Consider the following 23,318-nt stretch of genomic DNA (forward strand, 5'->3'; position numbering starts at 1 on the left):
TTCGAGAAAGGCAACACAATGGGACAATTGGACGGACGCGTGGCGATCGTCACCGGCGCCGGTGCCGGTATCGGCCGCGAGCACGCACTGCTGATGGCGGCAGAGGGAGCGAACGTGGTCTGCAACGACCTGACCGACGCCCACAGCACGGTCGCCGAAATCATTGCCAACGGTGGCCAGGCCGTCGCCGTCGAAGGCAACATCGGTGACATGTCCGTCGGCGCCGCACTCACCGACGCCGCGGTCGACTCGTTCGGGGATCTGCACGTGCTGGTCAACAACGCCGGCATCATCCGCGACTCGATGATCTGGAACATGACCGAACGCGATTTCGACGCGGTGGTCAACGTGCACCTGAAAGGCACATTCTCGGCAACCCAGGCAGCGGCACGCTACTGGCGCACCAAGGCGAAAGAGGGTGTCACGGCGGACCGCTCGATCGTCAACACCAGTTCCGGCTCCGGACTACACGGCAACTTCGGTCAGTGGAACTACTCGGCCTGCAAGGCGGGTCTGGCCATCCAGGTCGTGAACGCCTCCCGCGAGCTGGGCAAGTTCGGAGTGCGCGCCAATGCGATCGCCCCGGTGGCGCGCACCGCCCCCGTCGCCGCCACCCCGGGCATCAGCGACCTCGTCGGTGAGCCGGTCGACGACAACGTCTTCGACCGCTACAACCCCAAGAACATCTCCCCGTTGGTCGCCTACCTGGGCACCGAGGGGTGCGAGTTCACCGGGCAGGTCTTCGGCGTCTATGGCGGCTACGTCGGGCTCTATGCCGGTTACTCGATCGCGCACGAAGTCCGCGCGGACCGCCAGTGGGACGTCGCCGAACTCGCCGAGGTCATCGGCTCGGAGGTGTTCCCCAAGTCCGTCGAAACCCGCCGCGCGGGCATTCCCCCGGTGCAAGGAGCCACCAAATGAGCTACGCATTCCCGCTCGACTACAGCAAGGTCCGCGAGTTCGCGCGAGCAGTCAAGACCGAGCACCCCGCCCACACCGGCGCGAAACCGGTGATCCCACCGACGATGCTCACCAGCGGCCGGATGATCTGGGAGCCGGCCGAGCAATCCGGTTTCGCCAAGCTCGGGTTCGACCGGCGCCGGATCCTGCACGGTGAGGAGGAGTACCTCTTCCACGGACCGCTCCCGCGCGCCGGGCAGACCCTGACCGCGGAGACCCGCATCGGGGAGACCTTCGAAAAACCCGGCAAGCGGGGCGGGGTCATGACGTTCGCGAAGATGATCACCGAGTTCCGGGACGAGACCGGCCGCCTGGTCGCGACACAGAACAGCACCATCATCGAGACCGCGACCACGGGCAGCTCGGAAGGGACCAAGTGATGACCACCGCGACCAGCACACCGGTGATCGGCCAGCAGGCCCCGCCGCGGACGTACCCACCACTGACCCGAACCGACTTCGTCAAATACCAGGGCGCGTCCGGCGACTTCCACCCGCTGCACCACGACGAGACCTATGCCCTCGAAACCGGGTTTCCCTCGGTGTTCTCGGTCGGCATGCTGCAGGCCGGCATGCTCGCCAGCTACGTCACCGACTGGCTGGGCGTGGAGAACCTGCGTCGATTCAAGATCCGGTTCGCCGAAAAGGTCTGGCCCGGAGACGAACTGACCTGTTCTGCGAAGGTCGTCGACATCTTCGATGCCGAGGACGGTCGCCGGGTGCGCATCGAGATGACCTGTGCCCGCCAGAGCGGTGTGAACGCGCTGGTCGGTGACGCAGAATTCCTGCTCGACTGACCACGGCCGGGGTGCGCACCAGCTGTGCGCACCCCGCCCCTACCGCTACCACCTTCGAGGAGAACGTGAGCCATGCACCTGACACAGCTGCTGCACAAGGCGGTGCAACAACAGCCCCACCAACCGCTGACCGTGTACGGTGCCCGCCAGCGCACCGCCGGTCAGGTCGCCGATCGGGTGGCGCGCCTGGCCGGCGGTCTGCGAGAGCGGGGGGTGGCGCCGGGGGACCGGGTGTGCATCCTGGCGTTCAATTCGGACCGCTACTTCGAGGCGGTGATGGCCACCTGGTGGATCGGGGGCGTGGTCACCCTGCTGAACTGTCGCTGGTCGCTCCGGGAGGTCGCCGATGCCGTCGCCGATGCCGGCAGTCGCTGCCTCCTGGTCGACGAGGACTGCATGCCGTTGATCGCGGACCTGGACGGCCCGGTGATCGTGCACCTCGGTGACGGAACGGCCCCGCCCGGCACCGTCCGCTACGAGGACCTGATCGCTACCGCTCCGGCGGTGGAGGACATACGAGCCCACGGTGACACGCTCGCCGCCCTCATCTACACCGGCGGCACCACCGGCGCTGCGAAAGCCGCCATGCATTCGCATCGATCCCTGTCCACCGCCCTGCTCGGAAGCATGGGGTATGCCCGCTCCAGCGAGCCCGACGGCGCCACATTGGTGATGGCCCCGGTCTTTCACATCGCGGCGCTGCTGGGCATGATGGCGCAAACCCTGGTGGGCGGCACCCTGGTGTTCGCGAACCGGTTCGAACCGGGCGAGGTCCTGCAGCTTCTCGGCCGGCACCGGGTCACGACCATGACCTCCACCCCGGGCATGCTGCAACTGCTCTACACCCACCCCAGCTTCCCCGCCGCCGACGTAACCTCGCTCACCACCATCGTCTACGGAGCGGCTCCGATGCCCGAAGCCGTCCTCACCCGGGCCATGGCCGCCTTTCCGAACGCCCAGTTCGTGCAGGGCTACGGGATGACCGAAACCGCCGTCATCGCCTCCCTGCTCGGGGCCACCCACCGGCTCGGGGGGCCCCGTCTGAAGTCGGCGGGCCGCGCTACCCTGCACGTACAGATCATCATCGCCGACGAGGACGGAAACGAGGTGCCCCGCGGAACCGTCGGGGAAATCCTCACCCGCGGCGACAACATCATGCTCGGGTACTGGAATCGTCCGGAGGAAACCGCGGCGGCGCTACGCGGCGGCTGGCTCCACACCGGAGACCTCGCCTACATGGACGAGGAGGGCTACATCTTCATCGTCGACCGGGCGAAAGACATGATCATCACCGGTGGCGAAAACGTCTACTCGACAGAGGTCGAGAACGTGCTCAGCCATCACCCCGCCGTGCTGCGTTGCGCGGTCATCGGCGTCCCGGACGAGCAGTGGGGTGAGCGCGTCCACGCGATCATCGTCCCGCAACCCGGTCAGACGGTGACCGTGGAGGAAATCCGCGAGCACGTCAAGACGCGGCTCGCCGGTTTCAAAGCCCCGCGCACCATCGAACTCGTGCAGACACTGGCGACCACCGCCACCGGCAAGATCGACAAGCGCGCACTCCGCCAACACACACTCGAGCAACCGACGGCCACCGGCCGAGGAGACTTCCCATGAAGCGCACCATATTCGACGACCAGCACCAGGACTTCCGGACAATGTTCCGCAACTTCCTCGAACGGGAGGTCGTGCCGGAATTCCCCAAGTGGGAGGAACAGGGCTATGCCCCGCACGGGTTCTACCGCAAACTCGGGGCACTGGGGGTGATGGGCTTCGACATCCCCGTCGAGTACGGCGGCACCGGACCCACCAGCTACAAGTACATCACCATCATGACCGAAGAAGCCGCCCTCGCCGGGGTCTCCCTCGGAAACTACGGTGTCACCACCGGCATCGTGCTGCCCTACCTGCTCACGCTCGCAGACGACGAGCAGAAGAAACGCTGGCTGCCCGGCTGCGCCGCCGGCGAGACGGTCCTCGCGGTCGCGATGACCGAACCCGGCACCGGATCCGACCTCGCCGCCATCCGCACCACGGCCCGCCGCGACGGTGACCACTACATCCTCAACGGCGCAAAAACTTTCATCACCAACGGCTCTCAGTCCGATCTCATGGTCGTCGTGGCGCGCACCGCACCCGCCGATTCCACCGACCGCCGCAGAGGACTGTCCCTGTTCGTCGTCGACACCACCTCCGACGGATTCGAGGTCGGTCGTCGACTCGACAAGATCGGCCTCAAATTCAGCGACACCTGCGAGGTCTCGTTCCGCGACGTCGAAGTTCCCGCATCCGATCTGCTCGGCGAGGAAGGCGCCGCGTTCTCCTACCTCGGCAACAATCTGCCCCGCGAGCGTCTGGCCATCGCCGTCGGCGGGTGCGCCACCGCCCGCGCCGCGATCGAACACGCCCTCGCCTACACCCGCGATCGGCACGTGTTCGGCCAACCCGTCGCCGCCTTCCAGAACACCAAGTTCGTCCTGGCCGAATGCGCGGCCGAACTCGAAGCCGCCCAAGCCATGGTCGACAAGGCGATCGAACTCGACGACGCCCACGAACTGACCGCCGTCGACGCAGCCCACTGCAAACTGTTCTGCACCGAGATGGCCGGCCGTGTCATCGACAAGTGCCTGCAACTGCACGGCGGCTACGGATACATCCTCGAATACCCCATCGCCCGCCTGTACGCCGACACCCGTGTCTCCCGAATCTACGGCGGCACCAGCGAAGTGATGAAAACGATCATCGCCAAGTCGCTCGGACTGTAGGAGACCACCTGTCATGCGTGAAGTCCTGCATCTCGACAATCCGCACCCGAACACCTACCACGGCGTCTGCGCCGCCGGTGGGCGCGGCCGCGCCTACGGCGGCCACATCGCCGCGCACGCGGTACTCGCCGCCCACCGCACAGTCGACCCCGAGCGGGCGGTGCACTCACTGCACGGCTACTTCCTCAGCATGGGCCGCCCCGACGAACAAGTGCGGTACGAGGTGCAGACCCTCCGCGACGGCGGCACCTACGCGCTACGGCACGTCACAGCCCGTCAGCGCGGGGACGAATTGTTCACCCTCACCGCGTCGTTCAAAAAGGTGGAGGAGGCCGCGGACCGGCACGTCGTCATGCCACCGGCACCCGATCCGGCGGCACTGCCCACTCAGAGCGAGGCCGCGAACCGGTTGTGGTCCGGCATCGACCCCGCCTCACCGATCCGCCGGGTCGTGGACGTACGACCGGTACTCGGAGACGCCGACGACGGCGGCAGTGGCGCTGAAACCGGCGGACAGCATCGGCGCATGTGGTTCCGGATCGCTTCCGACATGCCGGACGACCCCGCCGTGCATGCTGCGGCACTCACCTACTGCTCCGACCTGACCGTGGCGCGCACCGCCGCACTCGGGCACCTGCGCGCAACCGGGACAACCGGGACACCGGCACAGAACCTGTATCTCGCCTCGCTCGACCACGCGATCTGGTTCCACCGGCCCTGCCGCGCCGACGACTGGCTCCTGTTCGTCCACCACAGCCCGACCTCCGGTGACGGCCGCGGGCTGACCACCGGTCAGGTATGGACCAGGACCGGCACCCTGGTCGCCACCGTCAACCAGGAGGTCCTGCTGCGCACACGTCGATCGACGACCACCCCGGAACCGGCACTCGTCCCGTAACAGCAACTACCAGGAAGAGCGGCACGGCGCCCGGACCTTCAGCCGACCGTCGTCGACGACGTACCGGCGACGACGCCCACCTCGTCCGTCGACGACGTGTCGAGCAACAGGGCCGTGCACATCTCCGCGAGTCGATCCGCCAGGTCCGTGCGATGACGAAAACGACCGGTGCGGGCGGCGTTCGCGACGATGGTCATCGCCGCGCTGATCGTGATCCGTGCCTGCGCGTCGTCCAGTCCGGGGCGCACCGCGTCGAGTACCCGTACCCACAGGTCGAGGTAGTCGCGCTGCTCCTGCACGCACGCTCTGCGGACATTGTCCGGGAGATGGCCGAGTTCGGTGACCATCGCACCGATCAGATGACCGTCCTCGAGCGCGAACGCGATATGTGCGCGGAGCAGGTTCCCGAAGGCCTCCCGAGGCCCGGTGGCCCGAGCCAACCCCTGCCGCGCAGCCAGTCCGCGGCGGTCGAAGCCCCGTGTGATCGCAGTGACAAGGAGATCAATTTTCGCGTCGAAGTGGTTGTACACGTTCGGCCCGGACATCCCACAGGCCTCACCGATGTCCTCGTTGTTCACCGTGTGATATCCGCGCTCGTCGAACAAGCGGATGGCCTCGGTGAGCAGCTGTTCCCGCCGCGACAACGGAATCGCCACCCCGGCGACAGGCGGAGCCGCGGTCTGCGGGCCGGTCCCGAGGGGGCACCGGGCGACGCGCTCGGACAGCGAGCGCAGCAGCGCCTGCATGCGGCGACGCGGCAAGGTGACGCGGTGTCCGGACACGCTGCTGAACAGTGCCAGGACCGAGTAGGCAAGCAGCTCGCAATCGGCGGCGGACAGGTCGGGGCGATCCATCGCGATCCGTCGGGACACATCCGCGGTCACCGCCCGCAGCCGAGTGCGCAGTTCCGCTCGCGGCTCGCCGTCGAGGTAGCGAGCCTCTCGTTGCCACAGGATGGGCAGGCCGCGGCGTCCGGTAGAGGTCACCGACAGCGTCGACAGCAGCGCGTCCAGGTCGGTCGAACCGGAGACCGATTCCTGGAGAGAATCGAGTCCGGAGAGAACGGCGTAGTAAAGCAGGTCGTGCTTGTTCCGATAGTGCCGATAGAGTGCAGACGCGGCGATGTCGACCTTGGTGGTCACGTCGGCGACCGACACATTGTGATAACCGTGCTCGCGAAACAATTCGCTCGCAGCAGCGAGGATTTGCTGCTTGCGATCGCGAGGTCGACGAGTCGCCACAACCGATCCCCTTCCTGGGAGCACCCCGGCACCCACGGTTAAGATTCTTCAATTATTGCATATTCACAAACAAGTGCGAACCCCAAGAGTCGACTATTAATGAGGTTTTAGGATGTGGTTACGCAGAGTTCCGACAATCTCTTTTGCACTGTGGGTTCGACGAAGAGATGGACACCATTCCTCGGACCGTTGCGGGAACGGACTGTCCGCATCAGCCCGGACCACACCACGTGAGGCGTCGGCGTGCGGTCCCGCTAAACCGTCGGCTACCGGGACACCTGCTGAGGTGTCTCAACGCGCCTTGTCCGGGAAAGATCTGATACCGGGCATCCTATGTGCCGCAACCACACCCGCGGGTGTCAGACAGTCACGGCACGGACCAGGCGCCGGCGCCGGGCAGGAGGGCGAGTATTCGGGTTCCCGGCCCGTCGGGCACCGTGATCGCAGCAACCACCGTCCCAGAACCGGTTCGAACTTGTGTGCCGCCGGGGTTGTCGAGGTACGTGATGCCGCCCTCGCCGGTCGAGATGTTTCGCCAGTGGACGAAGACTCCGGTGTAGGGCCCCACACGGGTGATCCCCGGTGTGTCCGGGTCTGGGGTGGCGGTCATGTAGAAGTGACCTGCGCTGAGGAGTCCGGTCACGCCAGCGCTGATCCCGGCGATCGGAATGGGGAAGACGGTCTCGGTCGGCACCGCGGCGGCCCGCGGCGCCCCGAACAGCAACGCGCCCGCGACTGCGACGGCGGCTCCGGCGACGAGCGAGGTGTCGCGGAGTCGGTGGTGTGGTCGCATTGACGGACCTCCGCGTCTGTGATTGGAAAGGGAATGCGGGAACCAACTGCCAGGGTGCTCTGGCGGCATCGCGAAGTAAAGGCCCCGGGTGCCGTTGGCGGTCTCGCCCCGGGTTTGCGGGTCGGGGACCGACACGCATCGTCCGAACCGTGAGCCTTCACCGACCCCGGAAGCGGATCTTCCACCGACACCGAGGCGTCGGGGCGATACTCTGCATGGGTGGCCGGCAACGCAAGCCTTCGAATCGGGCGCCTGCGGGCTCTGATCGAGCATCCCCGCACGGGCAATAGCGAGCGGGCCGCGGCCCAGCGGATGCTCGATCGTATTCTGAGCAACATCCACACCCAGGATGGCTCAGGTGGTCGTAGGTTTGGTGCGCGCCACGATCGTGTGGGCCGACATGCTGGTCTGTCGCGCATCGCGGACATGGTGCGCGAAGACATCGCGCTCGCGCGGGTGGTCGTCTCGACAGAAACCCTGCCGGGACGGCCGGCGCTGATCGATCCGATCCGCGATGCTCCTCCCGGGATCACTTACGCGGTCGAGACGCCACATGACGCAGGCATCGTCATCACCATCGACGGCGTCCCTCGTGATTGGGGATGGGTATCGGAAGGCGGAATCGAGACCCCCAGCGCGGAACTACGAGTGCTGGCTGACGAACTGGCGGAACTCATGAACGGATACAACCGCCACGGCACGGACGGCGAGAAGCGGTTCTTCGGACGTGTTCGTGTGCACGGTCAGACGCTCGTCTGGTGAATGTGGCTCGTTAGCAATTCGGTCCGACTGACGATTGCAAGCAGAGGCTCGAGTGCACCGAGACCATCACGCGTCGGGAACCGGCAGACCTGCACGGGATCCCGAAAGGGAGCGTCGTTCACTTCGACCGCGAGATCGTCGGCGAGGGCATGTGGAGCGCCGTGCGCGACCGGTTCACCGAAGCCGGTCCGGAGATGACGCTCTGGGTGAGTGAGAGCGAATACCGGTTCAGCGGCTTGCTGATGCGGCTGGTGGGGCTTGTGATGCCCGGCGCCTTCCGCAAGCAGTCGCAACAGCTCCTGCTTCCTGATCGCTGGAGAATGCCAGGGAATTGATGCGGATTGCCGTGGTCATTCAGTGAACGAGCGACGAGTCCGCAGGCCGCCGCGACGCAACATGCGACCGTGAGCGCGAACCTACCGGGCTTGACACACGTCACACTTTCCCGCAGCATTGCCCTCGCAACTTAGAACGTTCTAAGCCCAAGGTGCTGGGAGTCGGAACGTTCTCACTCACTGGCCTTACGTGGTGGTCGCGTCTCGGATGCGACGGCCCGCGGGATCGGCCGCGCCCTGCGCTCGGATCCCGGCGATAGGAGACAGTTTCATGCGCTCAACAACTGACACCCCTGCCCCGACGTCTGCGCTCCCGGCGGATCGTCCCGGACCGCACTCGCGTCGGCTCGGCCTCGTGGTCGTCGTCGCGACGTTCGGTGGCCTGCTCTTCGGGTACGACACCGGCGTCATCAACGGTGCGCTCGCCCCGCTGAAGGAAGATCTCGGGTTGTCCTCGTTCACCGAGGGTTTCGTGGTGAGCATCCTGATCATCGGCGCCGCCTTCGGAGCCCTTGCCGGGGGGTACTTCTCGGACCGCTACGGACGCCGCCACAACATCCTGGTCCTCGCGATCGTCTTCGTCATCGGGACGCTGGGGTGTGTGGTGGCCCCGTCGTGGCAGGTCCTCGCCGTGTTCCGGTTCATCCTCGGGTTGGCGGTCGGCGGGGCCTCCGCGACCGTCCCGGTCTACCTCGCCGAGGTCGCCCCGACCGAGCGTCGCGGCGGAATCGTCTGCCGCAACGAGGTGATGGTCGTCGTCGGCCAACTCGCGGCGTTCGTCGTCAACGCCGTCATCTTCAACGTCTGGGGTGAGAGCGTGCAGGGCATCTGGCGTGTGATGCTCCTGGTGGCGGTCCTGCCCGCCATTGCCTTGTTCGTCGGCATGCTGCGGATGCCGGAAAGTCCCCGTTGGCTGGTCTCTCAGGGCCGCGAAGGCGACGCCCTCGCAGTGCTGCGGCAGATCCGGTCTCCCGAGCGCGCCGAGGCGGAGATGGGCGAGGTGAACCGGCTGGCCGCCGAGGAGGAGCAGGCGAAGACCGCCGGCGCGATCGATCTGGGCGTGCGGTGGATTCGTCGGCTTGTGTTGATCGGGGCCGGTCTGGGTATCGCCCAGCAGTTCACCGGGATCAATTCGATCATGTACTACGGCACCCAGCTGCTCAGTGATGCAGGGTTTTCGGCCAGTTCGGCGATCATCGCCAATACCTTCAACGGCCTGTTCAGTGTGATCGGCATGACCATCGGCCTGCTGCTGATGAACAAGATCGACCGCCGGAAGATGCTGATCGCCGGTTTCGTCGCCACGACGACTTTCCATCTGCTGGTCGGTCTCTCGGCGCGACTCCTGCCCGACGGTGACGCCAAGTCGTACCTGACCCTCACGTTCGTCGTGCTGTTCGTGTTCTCGATGCAGGCCACGATCGGTCCGCTGGTGTGGGTCATCCTGTCGGAGATCTTCCCGCTGAAGATCAGAAGTCTGGCCATCGGCGTCAGCGTGTTCGCGCTGTGGATCGCCAATGCCGTGGTGGCGTGGGCATTTCCGCCGGTCGTGCAGGCGCTGGGTATCGCCAACACCTTCTTCGCGTTCGCGGTCCTGGGGGTCGGCGCGATCTGGTTCGTGACCCGCGCGGTTCCCGAAACGCGCGGCACGTCCCTCGAGGAGCTCGAGGAACGGTTCAGCCGTCAGTACGCGTGAGACGGGCGGGGGCGGTGGATCCCCGAACCACCAGGTGCGGGGACAGCGAGAAGACGCGGGGTGCGGGATCGACTTCCCTTCCGCCGTCGAGACGTTCGACGACGCTGGTGACCGCGAGCCGGACGAGTTGCTCGGCGTCCTGGCGGACGGTGGTCAGATCGACGTGCGCGAGACGGGCGAGGCGGCTGTCGTCGTACCCGACGATCGACACCTGCCCGGGGACGTCGACACCCGACCGGCGCAGTTCGTCGAGTACGCCGACCGCGCACTGGTCGTTGCCCGCGACCACGGCGGTCGGCAGTTCACCGCCGTCGAGGAGGGTGCGTGCGGCCGCGGACCCGGACTGTTCGGTGTAGTCGCCGGGCAGGACCCGCGCCTGCTGTTCGAGTCCGTGGGAGTGCATCGCTTCGAGGTAGCCGGCCCGCCGCTCGGCGGCGCCGGGGCGGTCGCCGCCGTCGATGTGCACGATGTCGCGGTGGCCGAGGGACACGAGGTGATCGACCGCCAGGCGCGCGCCCTCGTCGTCCGCGGTGTGCACGGCGTCGAACTGCGTTCCCTTCGGGGGGCGGCCGATCTCGACCACCGGCAGTTGACTGCCGAAGTCGGTGGCGCCGGCCTCGCTGGCGCCGAGAAGGATCACTGCCGCGCACCGGGACGCGGTGAGCGCCTCGAACGCGCGGTGCTCGTCCCGGCTGGGGACGACGGCACTGAGCACGACGTTGTAACCGGCGTCCTCGGTGGCGGCGTAGATGCTCTCGATCAGGTCGGCGTGGAACGGGTCGTGCGCGCTGAACATCACCCCGAGCAGGCGACTCTGCCTGCGCCGCAGGGCCTGCGCGGCGACGTCGGGGCGGTACCCGAGTTCCGCCGCGGCGGCGCGCACCCGCTCGCGCGATGCGGCGCTCGGGCCCGGTGCGTCCCGGATGACCAGCGACGCGGTGGCGCGTGAGACGCCCGCGCGCTTGGCGACATCGACCAGCGTCGGCCGTCGCTCGGCGCGGGCCTGCGCCGAACCGGGCTGCGTCTCGGGCGTCGGTACCGGCATGAAACCTCCCAGCGCTGTCCGCGGCAGGAATTTCCCGCCGCAGCGGTTCCCAGTATAGAACGATCTAAATTTCCTCTTGACGGGTGAGACCCAACCCACACATACTGTGAGAACCACGCCGTTTAGAACGATCTAAGTAGGAGAATTCCATGCACTTCGCCCTGATCGGATGCGGGCGCATCGGACGCGTCCACGCCGAGTCGATCGCGCTGCATCCGCGGGCCGAACTCACCCGGGTCTGCGACGCCGTGGAGGCGTCCGCCCGTGAGGTGGCCGACCGGTTCGGCGGTGTTCCCGGCTCCGACGTCGACGCCGTGCTCGCCGACCCGGCCATTGACGCGGTGGTCGTCGCGTCGCCCACACCGACCCACGTCGACCTGCTCGCGCGGGCGGTGGAGGCAGGCAAGGCCGTGCTGTGCGAGAAGCCGATCGACCTCGACCTGGCGCGGGTCGACGAATGCCGCACGCGCATCGGGGCGGCCGAGTCGAGGGTGATGGTCGGATTCAATCGCCGCTTCGACCCCTCGTTCCGCGCGGTGCGCGAGCGGGTGGCGGGCGGGGAGATCGGCCGGCTCGAGCAGCTGATCATCGTCAGCCGGGACCCGGCGCCGTCTCCTGCCGCATACCTCGCCGGCTCGGGAGGGTTGTTCCGCGACATGACGATTCACGACTTCGACATGGCACGGTTCTTCCTCGGCGACGTCGTCGAGGTCTCGGCGATGGGCAGCAACCTGGTCGCCGACTACATCGCCGAACTCGGCGACATCGACGGGGCGGTGGTGACGCTGCGCGGCGCCGACGGGGCGCTGTGCCACATCACCAACAGCCGCCGCTGCACGTTCGGCTACGACCAGCGCCTCGAGGCCTTCGGGTCGCTCGGGATGCTGTCCGTGGACAACCTGCGCCCGGACGGGGTGCGCGCGTTCACCGCGCAGAGCACCGAGAGCGCGGCCCCTTACCTGGACTTCTTCCTGGACCGCTACACCCCGGCCTATCGTGCCGAGCTCGACCACTTCGTGCAGTCGATTCTCGACGACTCGGCGCCCGAACCCGGATTCGAGGACGGCCGCGCCGCACTGGTGCTGGCCGACGCGGCCGAGGAGAGCCTGCGGACCGGGCGTGCGGTCGCCGTCGACGCGGCCGCCGCGACCACGGCAGGGGGACGGCGATGAGCGCGGTCCGCTGGGGAATGCTCTCGACCGCGGGGATCGGCCGGGTGGCCGCCGCCGCGATGGCGTCCTCGCCGCACGCGGAACTGGTCGCCGTCGGCGGCCGCGACGCCGGCCGGGCACGTCGCTATGCCGACGAGATCGGCGTTCCCACCAGCTTCGGCTCCTACGAGGAAGTGCTCGCCTGCGACGACGTCGAGGCCGTGTACATCCCGGTGCCGATCTCGATGCACACCGAGTGGACCGTCAAGGCGCTCGAGGCCGGCAAGCACGTGTTGTGCGAGAAGCCGTTCGCGGTCACCGCCGCCGACGCCGAGCGATGCTTCGATGCCGCCGAGGCCGCCGACCGGTTGTGCATCGAGGGCCTGATGTACCGGCACCACCCGCAGACTCGGCTGGTGCAGCGCCTGATCGCCGACGGCGCGATCGGCCGGCTCGCGCACGTGCGCGCCGCGTTGACCGTGTCGGTCGACCCCGGAGACATCCGGCGCACCACCGCCCTCGGCGGGGGAGCGTCCCTGGACCTGGGCTGCTACTGCGTCAGCGCGATCCGGCTGCTCGCCGGGCACCCCACCCGGGTGCACGCCGCCCGCGTCCTCGACACCGCCCCCGGCGCCGAAGGCGGCGATCTGCGCCTGGCCGCCACCCTGGAGATGCCCGACGACGTCCTCGCTCAACTCGATGTCGCACTGGACTTCCCGCGCCGCGACGAACTCGAGGTCATCGGCACGAAGGGCAAGATCACCGTCCCCGACCCCTGGTTGTGCCGCCCCGGCTACATCGAACTCGAAATCGACGGCCACACCCGCCGCATGGACGTCGACCCCGACGACAACTACGCGCTGACCCACGCCGAGGACCCGGAGAACACCGACGCGTACCGCATCGAGTTCGACGCCGCCTCCCACGCCATCCGCCACGGCGAGACCCCGCTCTTCGGCCGCGCCGACGCGATCGATCAGGCCGCCGTCGTGGACGCCGTCCGCCGGGCCGCCGAACTCGGCAGGCCCGTCACCCCCGCCCCGTCAGTCGCAGACCCCGCGCTGACGGCACGCTCCTGAGGAGAGATCGAATGACCATGCGTGTCGGAATCGTCGGATGCGGCAACGTCGCCCTGAACTTCCACGTCCCCGCCTACCAGGCCGCTCCGGAACAGTTCACCATCACCGCGCTGGCCGACCCCACGCCCGAGCGGCTCGAACTCGGCCGTGCGAGTACCGGACTCGCACCGCACCAGGTGCACGCCGACGCCCTCGAACTGCTCGCCCGCGACGACGTCGACGTCGTCGACGTGTGCACCCCGCAGCACCTGCACCGCGACCTGGTGGTCGCCGCAGCTGCCGCCGGCAAGCACGTCCTGTGCGAAAAGCCCTTGGCTGCAACCCCTGCCGACGCCGCGGCCATGGTCGAGGCGGCCGACGCCGCCGGCGTCGTGCTCGGGGTGGTGCACAACTACCTGTTCTTCCCCGAGATCGTCGCCGCCCGCACACTCATCGACAGCGGGACGATCGGCGAGGTGCGGGGCGTCGTCGTCGACATGCTCGGTGTCGTCGACTCGCCCGGTGCCGCCGGATACCGCCCGCAGTGGCGCCACGACCCGGCCGCCGCCGGTGGCGGAGTGCTGATGGACATGCTGCACGGGGTCTACCTCGCCGAGCACCTCGTCGTCGAACCCGTCGAACGGGTCTCGGCGTACGTCGACGCGGCCACCCCCGGCGACGCCGTGGAGGGACTGGCCCTGTGCCGCCTCGAAACCGCCGACCGTGCGGCGCTGGTCAACATCGGCTGGGGCCACGGGCCCGGTGGGATCCGGATCACCGGCAGAAAGGGACGCCTCGTCCTGCGGTACCGCGACGAGGGCACCATGCCGTGGGCGCCGTTCGAATCGATGACCCTCACCACCGAGACCGGCACCGAAACCGTCGACGTCCCTGCCGGTCAGGAACTCGCCCCGCTGATCTCCGCGGCGCTGCACTCGACCGTCGTCGACTTCGCCGACGCCGTGAACTCCGGGCGGGCCCCGGCCGCACCCGGACGGGACGCGCTGCGCACCCTCGAAGCCACCGTCGCCGCATATACGTCCGCGGCGCTCGGCACCACCATCGGCCTCCCGCTGCCCGTCGATGGTCCCACCCACCGCCGCGGTGTCATCGGTCTCGCCGACCTCGACGTCCCCGAAACGTCCCCGGTCCGTCGCCGGAGCCTGTTCGGCCTCACCCCCGAAGGAGTCTGACATGCAGATCGGCCTGCTCACCGACAGCCTGTCGACGCTGACTCGCGCCGAAGCCCTCGACACCGCAGCCGAACTCGGGATCGAGACCGTCGAGATCGGTCTCGGCGGCCACCACGGCGGGTGGTCGCCCGCCCCGCACGCAGACCTGGCCGAACTGCTCGCAGACCCCGGCGCCCGGGCGGGGTTGCAGCGCGACATCACGTCCCGCGGTCTGCGATTCGAAGCCCTCAACGCCGCGGGCAATCCGCTGCACCCGGTGAACGGCGCCGCCGACGACCACATCCTGCGCAGCGCATTGCACTTGGCAGAGGAGTTCGAGGTCGACACCGTGGTGGCGATGTCGGGTCTACCGGCGGCACCCGGCGACCGCTTTCCGGCCTGGATCACGACGGTGTGGCCGCCGGAGAATCTGGAACTGCTCGACCACCAGTGGTCGGTCGCCGTCGACTACTGGGGCCGGATCGCCGACGAGGCCCGACGGCGCGGGGTCCGGTTGGCGATCGAGATGCACGCCAACCAACTCGTATACAGCGTGCCGGGACTGCTGCGCCTGCGTGAGGCCGTCGGCGACACGCTCGGCGCGAACTTCGATCCCTCCCATCTGATGTGGATGGGAGCCGATCCGATCGCCGCGATCGGCGCGCTCACCGGTGCGATCCACCACGTGCACGCCAAGGACACCCGCATGGAAGACCGTGCCGCCGTCGCGTCACGGCTCGAGACCACCCCCAACGAGCGGACCGGGGAGCGGGCCTGGAACTACGTGGCGGTCGGCACCGGCCACCCACAGGGAGTCGAATTCTGGGCCGCGTTCGTCTACGCGCTCCGGGACGCGGGCTACTCCGGACCGCTCTCGATCGAGAACGAGGACTACACCCTCGGCCAGCGCGAGTCCGTCGCCCTCGCCGTCGACACCCTCGAACGCGCTCGCAGCGCAGCGACGGTCACCGGGTAAGTCAGCCGGAGACTTCGACATACGACGCCAGGTTGGCAAGCGAGGACGCGATGCCGGCCTCGTGGTCCGCTTGGCTGATGCCCGGTGGCACGTCCGTGGCGGTGACGGTCACCTCGGTTCCGTCACCGGTGGCGGTGAGGTGCCAGGTCATCGTCATGATGCCCGCGAACGACGGGTCGTCGGCCTCGAACACCGCCTGCTGCACCACCCGCTCCGGCGGCACCAGGGCAGCGAACCCGACGTCGACGACATCCGTCGCCGCCGAACTCTTGCCGGGGCTGTCGGCGGGATCGAGGTAGGTGAGGACCATCCGGAACCCGCCACCCGGCCGAGGGTCCCACCGCTCGATCCGACCCCGCATGCCCTCCGGCGGCAGCCAGGCCTCGACGGATTCCCGATCGAGCAGGGCGTCGTACACGGTCGTCGGTGATGCCGCGATCACCCGGCTGGCGCGGTCGGTCCTTCCCATGGGGCCGAGTCTAGGGCGGGGTTCCCGCCCGGCAGAGGCATTTCGATTCACAGATCGAGTACCAGTCGGTCGGACGTGCACCGCGATACGCAGATCATCATGGTGTCGCCACGCTCGCGCTCGTCGCCGGTCAGGACGGTGTCGCGGTGCTCGGGCCTGCCGTCGAGGACCGGTGTTTCGCAGGTGCCGCACAGCCCTTCCCGGCACGACGAGAGCACCGGGACCCCGTGCTCGCGGACCACGTCGAGGATGGAGCGGTTCTGCTCGACGTGCAGGATGGCGCCGCTGCGGGCGAGTACGACCTCGAATGCGGTATCGATCTCGTCGTGCTGGGCCGGGGCGCTGAAACGTTCGGTCTGAAGCGTGAGGTCTGCGGCGCTGCACGCGGCAGCGAGCGCGTCGAGGAGCGGCGCGGGCCCACAGGCCAGGACCGTCGTGCCCGGATCCGCGGAACCGAGGAACGCTTCGAGGTCGAGAAGCCCGTCGGTGTCCTGCGGGCTGACGAGGACCTTGTCTCCGTGGCGTTCGAGGCGCGACAGAAAGGCCATCGACGATCGGGTTCGTCCGCCGTAGAGCAGCTTCCACGGTTGTGCGCGTCGCTCGGCGTCCTCGATCATCGGCAGGATCGGGGTGATGCCGATGCCACCGGCGACGAAGACGTACGACTCGGCGTCGGGCATGCGGAAGTGGTTGCGAGGGCCACGAACGCGGATCGATGCGCCGACCGCGAGGTGGTCGTGCACGTGCGCCGATCCTCCGCGGGAGCGGGGTTCGCGCAGGACGGCGACGCGCCACCTGTCGTGGTCGTGGGGGTCGCCGCACAGAGAGTATTGACGAGTCAGGGTGTCGCTCAGGCACAGGTCGATATGAGCGCCCGGCTCCCAGGTGGGGAGCGTGACCCCGGCGGGTGGTGTGAGGGTGAGGGAGACGACGCCGTCGGCTTCGGTTTCTACGGCCTCGACCACCAGGTCGGCCTCCCACAGCGTGCGTCGGGGGACAGGCGGACTCGCCGGTACTTCGGTCACCGACGCGGACACTGCCGGGCGCCGGCGGACGGCGGTGTGAGTGGCGGCCATGGCCTGCCAGGTTCTGCGTTGGAACATGGCGATGGACGACTCGCAATTGGTCATCAACCGGCCCTGCGGGACCGCGCCGGAGTCGTATCCGCCCTGCTGGGCGGCGACGACTGTCTTGTCTTCGTCGAAGGTGCGGTCGTAGACGTCGAGCCATTGCCCCAGCACCTTCGGGTCGGTGCCGGGTTTGACGAACGTGTCGACGACGAACCGACTGCCGTGTGAGCCCGTCGGTATCGTGCGGGCGATGATCCCGATGAAGTCGTCGACGGACAGGAACGTCACCGGCCACAGGTACAGCAGCCGGAAGCCGTCCAGTTCGGCACGCTCGGCGAGCCGTTCGGTCACCGCAGTGGGCGCCGCGACCTGGACCGCGACGTTCTCGAACTCTGTGCAGAGGTAGTTCTTGGTGGTGGTGTCGAAGACGGTGGCGTAGGTGTCCTGGTGGACCAATGGGCAGTGGTAGCACTCGAGGGCGTTCTCGGTGAACAGCTTCCAGTTCGCCGGGATGTCGTAGGTGTAGGTGCCGCTGAACTCCCAGTCCGCGAAATCGAAGTCCAGTTCGTCGATCACCTCGTGGGCGCCGGTCAGGAACTCGTGCAGCGGTGCAGCTTCGATGTCGGGGTTGGCGAAGACGAAGCCGTGAAAGGTGTCGACCTGCACCGGTCGCAGTCCCAGGGTCTGCCGGTCGAAGGCATCCTCGTTCTGCAGGCCCGGCGCCGAGCGCAGTGACCCGTCGTGGGTGTAGGTCCATCCGTGGTAGCGGCATTGGAACAGCTGCCGGCAGCCGCTCCCTTCGGCGACGGGATGCAGGCGGTGGCGGCAGACGTTGACGTGCCCGTGCAGGGCGCCGTCGCGATCGCGGACAACGACGACGGGAAGATCGCCGAGTTGCGCGGTGAGATACGCGCCGGGCTCGGCGAGTTCCCGTTCGGGGCCGACGTACTGCCAGGCCTTCGAGAAGATCAGTTCCTTCTCGGCCTCGAACGTATCGGGGTCGGAGTACATGGCGGCCGGCAGTTGCCAGCCGGCGTCCAACGATGCGGTGACACTGTCGGGGGCATGTCGGGGTGGGGTCAGGTTGGTCATCGCAATCCTTCAGCCGGGGTGGGGTCCGATGTCTGTGTTTGTGTGGGTACCGGCGGATTCTCTGCGGGTTCGCGCAGGGTCAGCGGAACCCGATCCTGGACGAGTTTGCGGTAGACGAACAGGACGACTCCGATCAGGAGCAGGGCCAGGCCGAGGAACACCTCTTTGACGCTGCCGACATAGCTCAGCCCGGGGTTGAGGGCGCCGACGACGAGGATGATCAGGTTGAAGGCGGCGACGACGACGGCGATCGGGATCCAGATACTCGGCAGCCGGATCGGGCGGGGCCAGTCGGGGCGGTCCTTGCGCAGCAGCAGAAACGCGATCACCGCGAGGGTGATGGCCAGGATGTAACCGAGGTTGCTGGCGATGAGGATGGCGACCGGGTTGCCGACGAAGGCCAGGATGCCGAGGTTGACGACCATCGTCGCCCACAGTGCGCGGCTGGGCACGCCGCGGGAGTTGAGTTGGTCGAGTTGGGTAATCGACATCTTGTCCGCCGAGAGTCCATAGAGGGCGCGGCCGGCGTCGGCGGAGGAGGAGACCATGCTCAGAAACAGTGCACCGCAGAGGATGACGGTGATCAGCCCGGACAGTCCACCGGAGATGTGCCCGATGCTGACGATGCCGTAGGTGATCGGGTTGGCGAGGAACTCGTCCTCGGTCAGCTGCCCGGCGGTAGCGATCGGGACGATGGTGTAGGCGCCGACCATGAACAGGGCGATCGACGTCAGGGCGCGGGAGGTGTCCCGGGTGGTGTCGCGGTATTCCGGGGCGAAGACCGCGCACAGTTCGGACCCGTAGATCGCCCATGCGGACACGTAGAGCCACACGACGAAGGCCGTCCAGTTCCCGTCCAGGTGGGAGGTCAGATTGGCGGTCGACCACTGCCCGGAGGCGAACGGCCCGATCGCCAGCGCGAGGAGCACGACGACGAAGGCGACGCCGATGACCTGGTTGAAGCGCAGCGCGACGCGGATGCCGAGCACGTTCAGCGCGGTGCACGCGACGACGGTGCACGCCGAGATCGCATGGGGTAGGCCGAAGGCGACGTTGCCGAGAGTGAACAGCGTCCAGGTGTTGCCGGGGAACCATTGCGCTGCCACGAGTTGACCGATGGTCAGACCGACGAGCGAGAGCACCAGCGCCCAGCCGCACCAGTAGCCGAAGGCGGCGATCGGGGCGATGGGGGTGAAGTATCGCTTCCAGCCTTCGGCCGCGAACATCGCCACACCGCCGGCCTTGTCGGCGAACATGGCGGCCATTTCGGCGAACAGCTTGTTCTGGCAGAGGGCCACCACTGACAGCAGCACGCAGATCGCCGCCGCGGGGACGGCGCCGATGGCGCCGATTGCGTACCCGACGGAGACGAACAGGCCGTTGGCGATCGGCAGGGCGAGCATGAACCCGTCGTACCAGCGCAGGGTCTTGGGGGGATGGGACTCGGTGGAGTGTGCCGGGGATATGGTGTTGTCGGACATGGGTTTACCTCGAAACGGGGAGGTGGATGGGGGAGGGGCTGTCGGGGGTCAGATCGGGCTGACGGCGCCGGTGGGCATCTCGGTGGCCTCGATCTCGACGTTGTCGATCAGTGCCGCCATCGCCAGGAACTTCGGCAGGTTCTCCACGTCGGCGTTGGCGGCATCGGCGGCGTCCTCGGTGTCGTAGATCCAGACGTCGATCCATGTCCCGTCCGTCCTCCGCGAGCACAGCGGCACCGACCACAGCGCGGGATGGGCTGCCTTGACCTCCTTGATCGCCTCCTGTCGGCGTTCGAGAAAGGTGTCGACATCGGCGTCGGCGACGGTGAATCGGACAAGTTCGACGCAGTAGCTCATGGTCAGTTCTCGCTTTCGAGTTCGGTGACGAGGTGCCGGGCGGTTTGCAGCCCGGATTCGATGGCGCCGTCGATGAATCCGGCCCAGCCGCGGGCGTAGTCGCTGCCGGCGAGTCGGATTCGGCGGGTGGTGTCGCGGGCGGCGTGGGCGACGGCGTCGAGTTGATGCGGGGCCAGCATCGGCCACGTTTCGCCCGACAGCGGGTCCGCGGTCCAGTCGTGGGCGTCGACGGCGACGACCTCGAGGTCGGGGCGCCACTTGCGTAGTTCGGTTTCCACGGCGCGGGCGTCGGTGAGGTCGATGAGTCCGGACCGGGGTCCGAAGGCCACGATCAGGCTGTCGCCGTCCACCGGGTACTCGTACTGTGCGAAGTTCAGGACGGCGTCGCTGTCGGCCAGGGCGGCGAACTTCCCGATGTCGCCCTTGACGCGGATCCAGACCTTCACTCCGCTGGATGCCTGCCCCTCGGCGGCGACCGCCTCGAGGCCATGGCCGAGGCCGGGGGTGACGGTGATGCTGCCCAGAATGTTGAGCGGCACGGTGATCACCACCCTTCTGCCGCGCAGGCTGGTTCCCTCGCCGCAGGTGACGGTGACCCCGTCGGCTGTTTCGTCGATGCTGGTGACGGTGGTGTTCAGGCGGATGTCGGCGCCGGTCGCGTCGGCGGCGATCGCGTCGAGAAGCGACTTGGTTCCGTGGGCGATTTTGTAGGTGGCGCATGCCTCGAACATCAGTTTCCAGTCGCCGCCGGAGAGGGCACACCAGCGCAGGGCCTGGGTGTAACCGCTGCGGGCGGGGTCGCCGCTGAAGTTCAGTGCCCACATGCCGTCGAGGAGGGCGCGTTGCTGCGGGTCGAGGTCGAGCCCGGCGATCTTGTCGGCCACGCTGACCTGGTCGAGGGTCTTCAACTCCTCGGAGAGCGGAAAATAGTCGTACGGCTGGGGCAGAATCCGGCGGGACTCGGCGAGGACCTCGGTCATCGATGCGTCGAGTAGATCGAGCATGGCGTCGGCGGTCCCGGTGCGGACCTCGTCGCCGACCCGCCAGTAGGCGGTGTCGAGTTCGGGGCTGGCGACCAGGTCCAGGTTGTAGCGGCTGATCTCGGCCCACACGTGCGGTTGGATCCAGTGCACCCAGGTGCCGCCCATGTCCAGCGCCCGCCCGAGGGTGGTGTCGCGGGTCCAGGTGCGCCCCCCGATGCGGTCGCGTGCTTCGAGGACGACGGTTCGCACACCTTGTCGGGTCAGTTCCCGGGCGGCGGTGATTCCGGCGAATCCACCGCCGACGACGATCACGTCGGTGTCGTAATGCATGTCAGTACTCCTGAGAAGTGAAGGACGAATTCGTTGCCGCGGCAGTGGGTCGGGCGAGCGCGGGTGCCATGGGGGGTTTCCGCCCGGCCGAGAACTGTCCATCTGGACAGCAGTGACTTATGGCACATACAATGCACCTCGTGGAGAAACTGGTCAAGTGGACAGGGAGAAATTTCTTCGCAGGGTCCGGAACGGCCCAGGTTGGCGACGACCGCGTACAGAATCGGAGAATGACCACGATGAGCAGCTCGCAGGAAGACCCCGCCCGTCAGGCGCCCCGCTACGGAGAGGGCCGCACCGCCCTCCTGTCAGCGGCCGTGCGTGTGGTCGCCGAGCAGGGACTCCGGAAATTGACGTACCGGGCGGTGGCGCGCGAGGCCGGCGTCGCTCACGGGTTGGTGGCCCATCACTTCGGCTCTCGCGATGCGCTCCTCGAAGCGGCGCTGCAGTTCTCCCTGGACAACAGCGTGACCTCTATCAGCACCCGTCCGGGAAGTGGTGATCTCGACGCCGTCTTCGCCGGGTTGGTGAGGATGGTGGAGAACAACCCCGACGATCAAGCCTTCCAGTACGAGCTGATCCTCGAGTGCCGACGCCGGCCGGAACTGCGCCCGTACGTCGAGTCGATCTACCAGGCGTACATCGATGGGCTCCAGTTCGAACTCGAGTGCGCCGGGATGGACCCCGACCCCGCCTTGAGCCACCTGATCTATGCGGCCGCCGACGGCCTGGTTTTCCATCACATCACCATCGGCTGCCCCGAGTTGACCGAACGATCCCTCACGCATCTGCGAGCCCTGCTCCAGCAGAGCAGATCCGGGCGAGAAGCATCGCCGTCTTCGTCGAAGCCGACGGAGCACCTGCGCTCCGCTATCGAGGAGCGAGTCACCTATGGGTGAGATCGTCGAACGTCGGAATCGATCCGTCGATCTCGACACGTTCCGAGCCTCGGTGATCGACAGCTTCGTCCCCCTGGAGACGTCGATTGCCCCGGACACCGATTTCGAGGGCTACATCCACGGCACCTCCCTCGGTCAGGTCCAGGTTGCCGAGGTTGTCGCCTCGGCGCACACCGTGCGCCGCACACCGAGGACGATCCGCGCGAGCGATCCGGGCTTCTACAAGGTGGGGTTGCAAGTCCGCGGCTACTGCGTGCTGACGCAGGACGACCGCGAGGCGGCGTTGACGCCGGGTGACTTCGCGATCTACGACACGACGAGGCCCTATCAACTCTCGTTCGACGACCGGTTCCGGATGCTGGTCATGATGTTCCCGCGCGAGCTGCTGCGGGTCCCGCCCACAGGAATAGCCGAGCTCACGGCGCGGAGGATCTCCGGCCGCCAGGGCATGGGCGCGCTGGTCGCTCCGTTCGTCAAGGATCTGGGGGAGCGGGTCTTCGATACCGCGCCCGCGGTGGCGGTGCATCTCAACGACGCGGTCCTCGATGTGCTCGCCGCGGCATTTGCCGAACAGCTGCAGATCACCGACAGTCTGTCGCTCGAATCGCGGCATACAGCGCTCCGCGTTCGGGTCGGTGCGTTCATCGACGATCACCTGTCGGATCCGGGCCTCGATACTACGATGGTCGCTGCCGCGCATCATATTTCGGTGCGGCATCTGCAGAAGATCTTCGAGGCGGACGGCACCCCTGTGGGCGGGTGGATCCGGGAACGCCGACTCGAGCAGTGCCGGCGAGATCTCCTCGACCCGCGACTTTGCCACCTCCCGGTGGCCGCGGTGGGAGCGCGCTGGGGGTTCTCCGACCCGGCGCACTTCTCGAGGTTGTTCAAGGCGCGTTTCGGAGTCACCGCCGGCCGCTATCGGTCTGCCGGCGGTGCCCTCGATCAGGCTCTCGGCTGAAAGTGCTTGTTCAGCAGCATTGTTTGTT

At 67.6% G+C, this 23,318-nt stretch carries 23 protein-coding genes; 15 read left to right on the forward strand and 8 right to left on the reverse strand.

Annotated elements, in window-relative coordinates; translation table 11 throughout:
* The first annotated feature begins 18 nt into the window (after positions 1-18).
* The 6 genes from ACFU5V_RS01220 to ACFU5V_RS01245 all read left to right on the forward strand — a co-directional run bounded on the left by ACFU5V_RS01220 (position 19) and on the right by ACFU5V_RS01245 (position 5,419).
* Complete coding sequence (locus ACFU5V_RS01220) at positions 19-921, forward strand: SDR family NAD(P)-dependent oxidoreductase (RefSeq protein ID WP_378696176.1); 903 nt, start codon at positions 19-21, stop codon at positions 919-921.
* Complete coding sequence (locus ACFU5V_RS01225; protein WP_378696178.1) at positions 918-1,340, forward strand: MaoC family dehydratase N-terminal domain-containing protein; 423 nt, start codon at positions 918-920, stop codon at positions 1,338-1,340. The genes ACFU5V_RS01220 and ACFU5V_RS01225 overlap by 4 nt, the downstream gene beginning before the upstream one ends.
* On the forward strand, positions 1,340-1,756 hold the full coding sequence (locus tag ACFU5V_RS01230; RefSeq protein ID WP_378469801.1) for a MaoC/PaaZ C-terminal domain-containing protein: 417 nt from the start codon (positions 1,340-1,342) through the stop codon (positions 1,754-1,756). Before ACFU5V_RS01225 ends, ACFU5V_RS01230 begins: the two co-directional genes overlap by 1 nt.
* A 72-nt stretch (positions 1,757-1,828) precedes the next feature.
* Positions 1,829-3,373: a class I adenylate-forming enzyme family protein gene (locus ACFU5V_RS01235; RefSeq protein ID WP_378696181.1), complete on the forward strand. Its 1,545-nt coding sequence runs from the start codon at positions 1,829-1,831 to the stop codon at positions 3,371-3,373.
* Positions 3,370-4,521: an acyl-CoA dehydrogenase family protein gene (locus ACFU5V_RS01240; protein ID WP_378696183.1), complete on the forward strand. Its 1,152-nt coding sequence runs from the start codon at positions 3,370-3,372 to the stop codon at positions 4,519-4,521. The genes ACFU5V_RS01235 and ACFU5V_RS01240 overlap by 4 nt, the downstream gene beginning before the upstream one ends.
* Before the next feature lie 13 nt (positions 4,522-4,534).
* Positions 4,535-5,419, forward strand: a complete 885-nt coding sequence (locus ACFU5V_RS01245; RefSeq protein WP_378696185.1) for an acyl-CoA thioesterase — start codon at positions 4,535-4,537, stop codon at positions 5,417-5,419.
* A 38-nt stretch (positions 5,420-5,457) separates the two neighbouring features.
* On the opposite strand, the gene ACFU5V_RS01250 is transcribed toward ACFU5V_RS01245, so the two are convergent.
* Both ACFU5V_RS01250 and ACFU5V_RS01255 read right to left on the reverse strand, forming a co-directional pair.
* Entirely contained in the window at positions 5,458-6,696 is a 1,239-nt protein-coding gene (locus ACFU5V_RS01250) for a TetR/AcrR family transcriptional regulator (RefSeq protein ID WP_378696187.1), read from the reverse strand.
* 331 nt (positions 6,697-7,027) lie between these two features.
* Positions 7,028-7,453 (reverse strand): hypothetical protein, encoded by a 426-nt coding sequence (locus tag ACFU5V_RS01255; RefSeq protein ID WP_378696189.1) that lies wholly within the window; start codon positions 7,451-7,453, stop codon positions 7,028-7,030.
* A gap of 219 nt (positions 7,454-7,672) precedes the next feature.
* Between ACFU5V_RS01255 and ACFU5V_RS01260 the strand changes: the two genes are divergently transcribed.
* The 3 genes from ACFU5V_RS01260 (at position 7,673) to ACFU5V_RS01270 (ending at position 10,246) form a co-directional block, all read left to right on the forward strand.
* The gene (locus ACFU5V_RS01260; protein WP_378696191.1) at positions 7,673-8,215 is read left to right on the forward strand and encodes a hypothetical protein; all 543 of its coding nucleotides are present in this window, start codon (positions 7,673-7,675) and stop codon (positions 8,213-8,215) included.
* A gap of 161 nt (positions 8,216-8,376) precedes the next feature.
* Positions 8,377-8,550, forward strand: a complete 174-nt coding sequence (locus ACFU5V_RS01265; protein ID WP_378696193.1) for a hypothetical protein — start codon at positions 8,377-8,379, stop codon at positions 8,548-8,550.
* Positions 8,551-8,821: 271 nt separating this feature from the next.
* Complete coding sequence (locus ACFU5V_RS01270) at positions 8,822-10,246, forward strand: sugar porter family MFS transporter (RefSeq protein ID WP_378696195.1); 1,425 nt, start codon at positions 8,822-8,824, stop codon at positions 10,244-10,246.
* Here the strand turns inward: ACFU5V_RS01270 and ACFU5V_RS01275 are convergent.
* Entirely contained in the window at positions 10,227-11,291 is a 1,065-nt protein-coding gene (locus tag ACFU5V_RS01275; protein ID WP_378696197.1) for a LacI family DNA-binding transcriptional regulator, read from the reverse strand. The genes ACFU5V_RS01270 and ACFU5V_RS01275 overlap by 20 nt on opposite strands.
* Before the next feature lie 149 nt (positions 11,292-11,440).
* On the opposite strand from ACFU5V_RS01275, the gene iolG reads away from it, so the two are divergent.
* From iolG to ACFU5V_RS01295, 4 genes are read left to right on the forward strand one after another with little or no spacing between them, the layout of a single operon-like run.
* A complete protein-coding gene (gene iolG, locus ACFU5V_RS01280; RefSeq protein ID WP_378696199.1) occupies positions 11,441-12,463 on the forward strand; it encodes an inositol 2-dehydrogenase in 1,023 nt (340 codons plus the stop codon).
* Positions 12,460-13,521: a Gfo/Idh/MocA family protein gene (locus ACFU5V_RS01285; protein ID WP_378696201.1), complete on the forward strand. Its 1,062-nt coding sequence runs from the start codon at positions 12,460-12,462 to the stop codon at positions 13,519-13,521. The genes iolG and ACFU5V_RS01285 overlap by 4 nt, the downstream gene beginning before the upstream one ends.
* 11 nt (positions 13,522-13,532) lie before the next feature.
* A complete protein-coding gene (locus ACFU5V_RS01290) occupies positions 13,533-14,693 on the forward strand; it encodes a Gfo/Idh/MocA family protein (protein WP_378696203.1) in 1,161 nt (386 codons plus the stop codon).
* A gap of 1 nt (position 14,694) precedes the next feature.
* Positions 14,695-15,648: a sugar phosphate isomerase/epimerase family protein gene (locus ACFU5V_RS01295; protein WP_378696205.1), complete on the forward strand. Its 954-nt coding sequence runs from the start codon at positions 14,695-14,697 to the stop codon at positions 15,646-15,648.
* 1 nt (position 15,649) lies between these two features.
* Here ACFU5V_RS01295 and ACFU5V_RS01300 read toward each other — a convergent pair whose 3' ends face one another.
* The 5 genes from ACFU5V_RS01300 to ACFU5V_RS01320 are packed head-to-tail and all read right to left on the reverse strand — an operon-like array spanning position 15,650 to position 21,430.
* Positions 15,650-16,117, reverse strand: coding sequence for an SRPBCC family protein (locus ACFU5V_RS01300; RefSeq protein WP_378696207.1), 468 nt, complete (start codon positions 16,115-16,117; stop codon positions 15,650-15,652).
* 47 nt (positions 16,118-16,164) lie between these two features.
* Positions 16,165-18,279: an SRPBCC family protein gene (locus ACFU5V_RS01305; RefSeq protein ID WP_378696209.1), complete on the reverse strand. Its 2,115-nt coding sequence runs from the start codon at positions 18,277-18,279 to the stop codon at positions 16,165-16,167.
* Positions 18,276-19,760 carry an APC family permease gene (locus tag ACFU5V_RS01310; RefSeq protein WP_378696211.1) on the reverse strand — a complete coding sequence of 495 codons (1,485 nt, stop codon included), beginning with the start codon at positions 19,758-19,760 and terminating at the stop codon, positions 18,276-18,278. The genes ACFU5V_RS01305 and ACFU5V_RS01310 overlap by 4 nt, the downstream gene beginning before the upstream one ends.
* 48 nt (positions 19,761-19,808) lie before the next feature.
* The gene (locus ACFU5V_RS01315; protein ID WP_378696213.1) at positions 19,809-20,117 is read right to left on the reverse strand and encodes a hypothetical protein; all 309 of its coding nucleotides are present in this window, start codon (positions 20,115-20,117) and stop codon (positions 19,809-19,811) included.
* Between the two features lie 2 nt (positions 20,118-20,119).
* Positions 20,120-21,430 carry a flavin monoamine oxidase family protein gene (locus ACFU5V_RS01320; RefSeq protein WP_378696215.1) on the reverse strand — a complete coding sequence of 437 codons (1,311 nt, stop codon included), beginning with the start codon at positions 21,428-21,430 and terminating at the stop codon, positions 20,120-20,122.
* A gap of 239 nt (positions 21,431-21,669) precedes the next feature.
* Here ACFU5V_RS01320 and ACFU5V_RS01325 point away from each other — a divergent pair, with 239 nt between their 5' ends.
* Together ACFU5V_RS01325 and ACFU5V_RS01330 are read left to right on the forward strand one after the other, a co-directional pair.
* Entirely contained in the window at positions 21,670-22,329 is a 660-nt protein-coding gene (locus ACFU5V_RS01325) for a TetR/AcrR family transcriptional regulator (RefSeq protein ID WP_378696217.1), read from the forward strand.
* Complete coding sequence (locus ACFU5V_RS01330; RefSeq protein ID WP_378696219.1) at positions 22,322-23,290, forward strand: helix-turn-helix domain-containing protein; 969 nt, start codon at positions 22,322-22,324, stop codon at positions 23,288-23,290. The genes ACFU5V_RS01325 and ACFU5V_RS01330 overlap by 8 nt, the downstream gene beginning before the upstream one ends.
* Positions 23,291-23,318 lie beyond the last annotated feature (28 nt).

This window comes from Rhodococcus sp. NPDC057529 (genome assembly GCF_042802055.1).
Lineage (GTDB): Bacteria > Actinomycetota > Actinomycetes > Mycobacteriales > Mycobacteriaceae > Rhodococcus_F.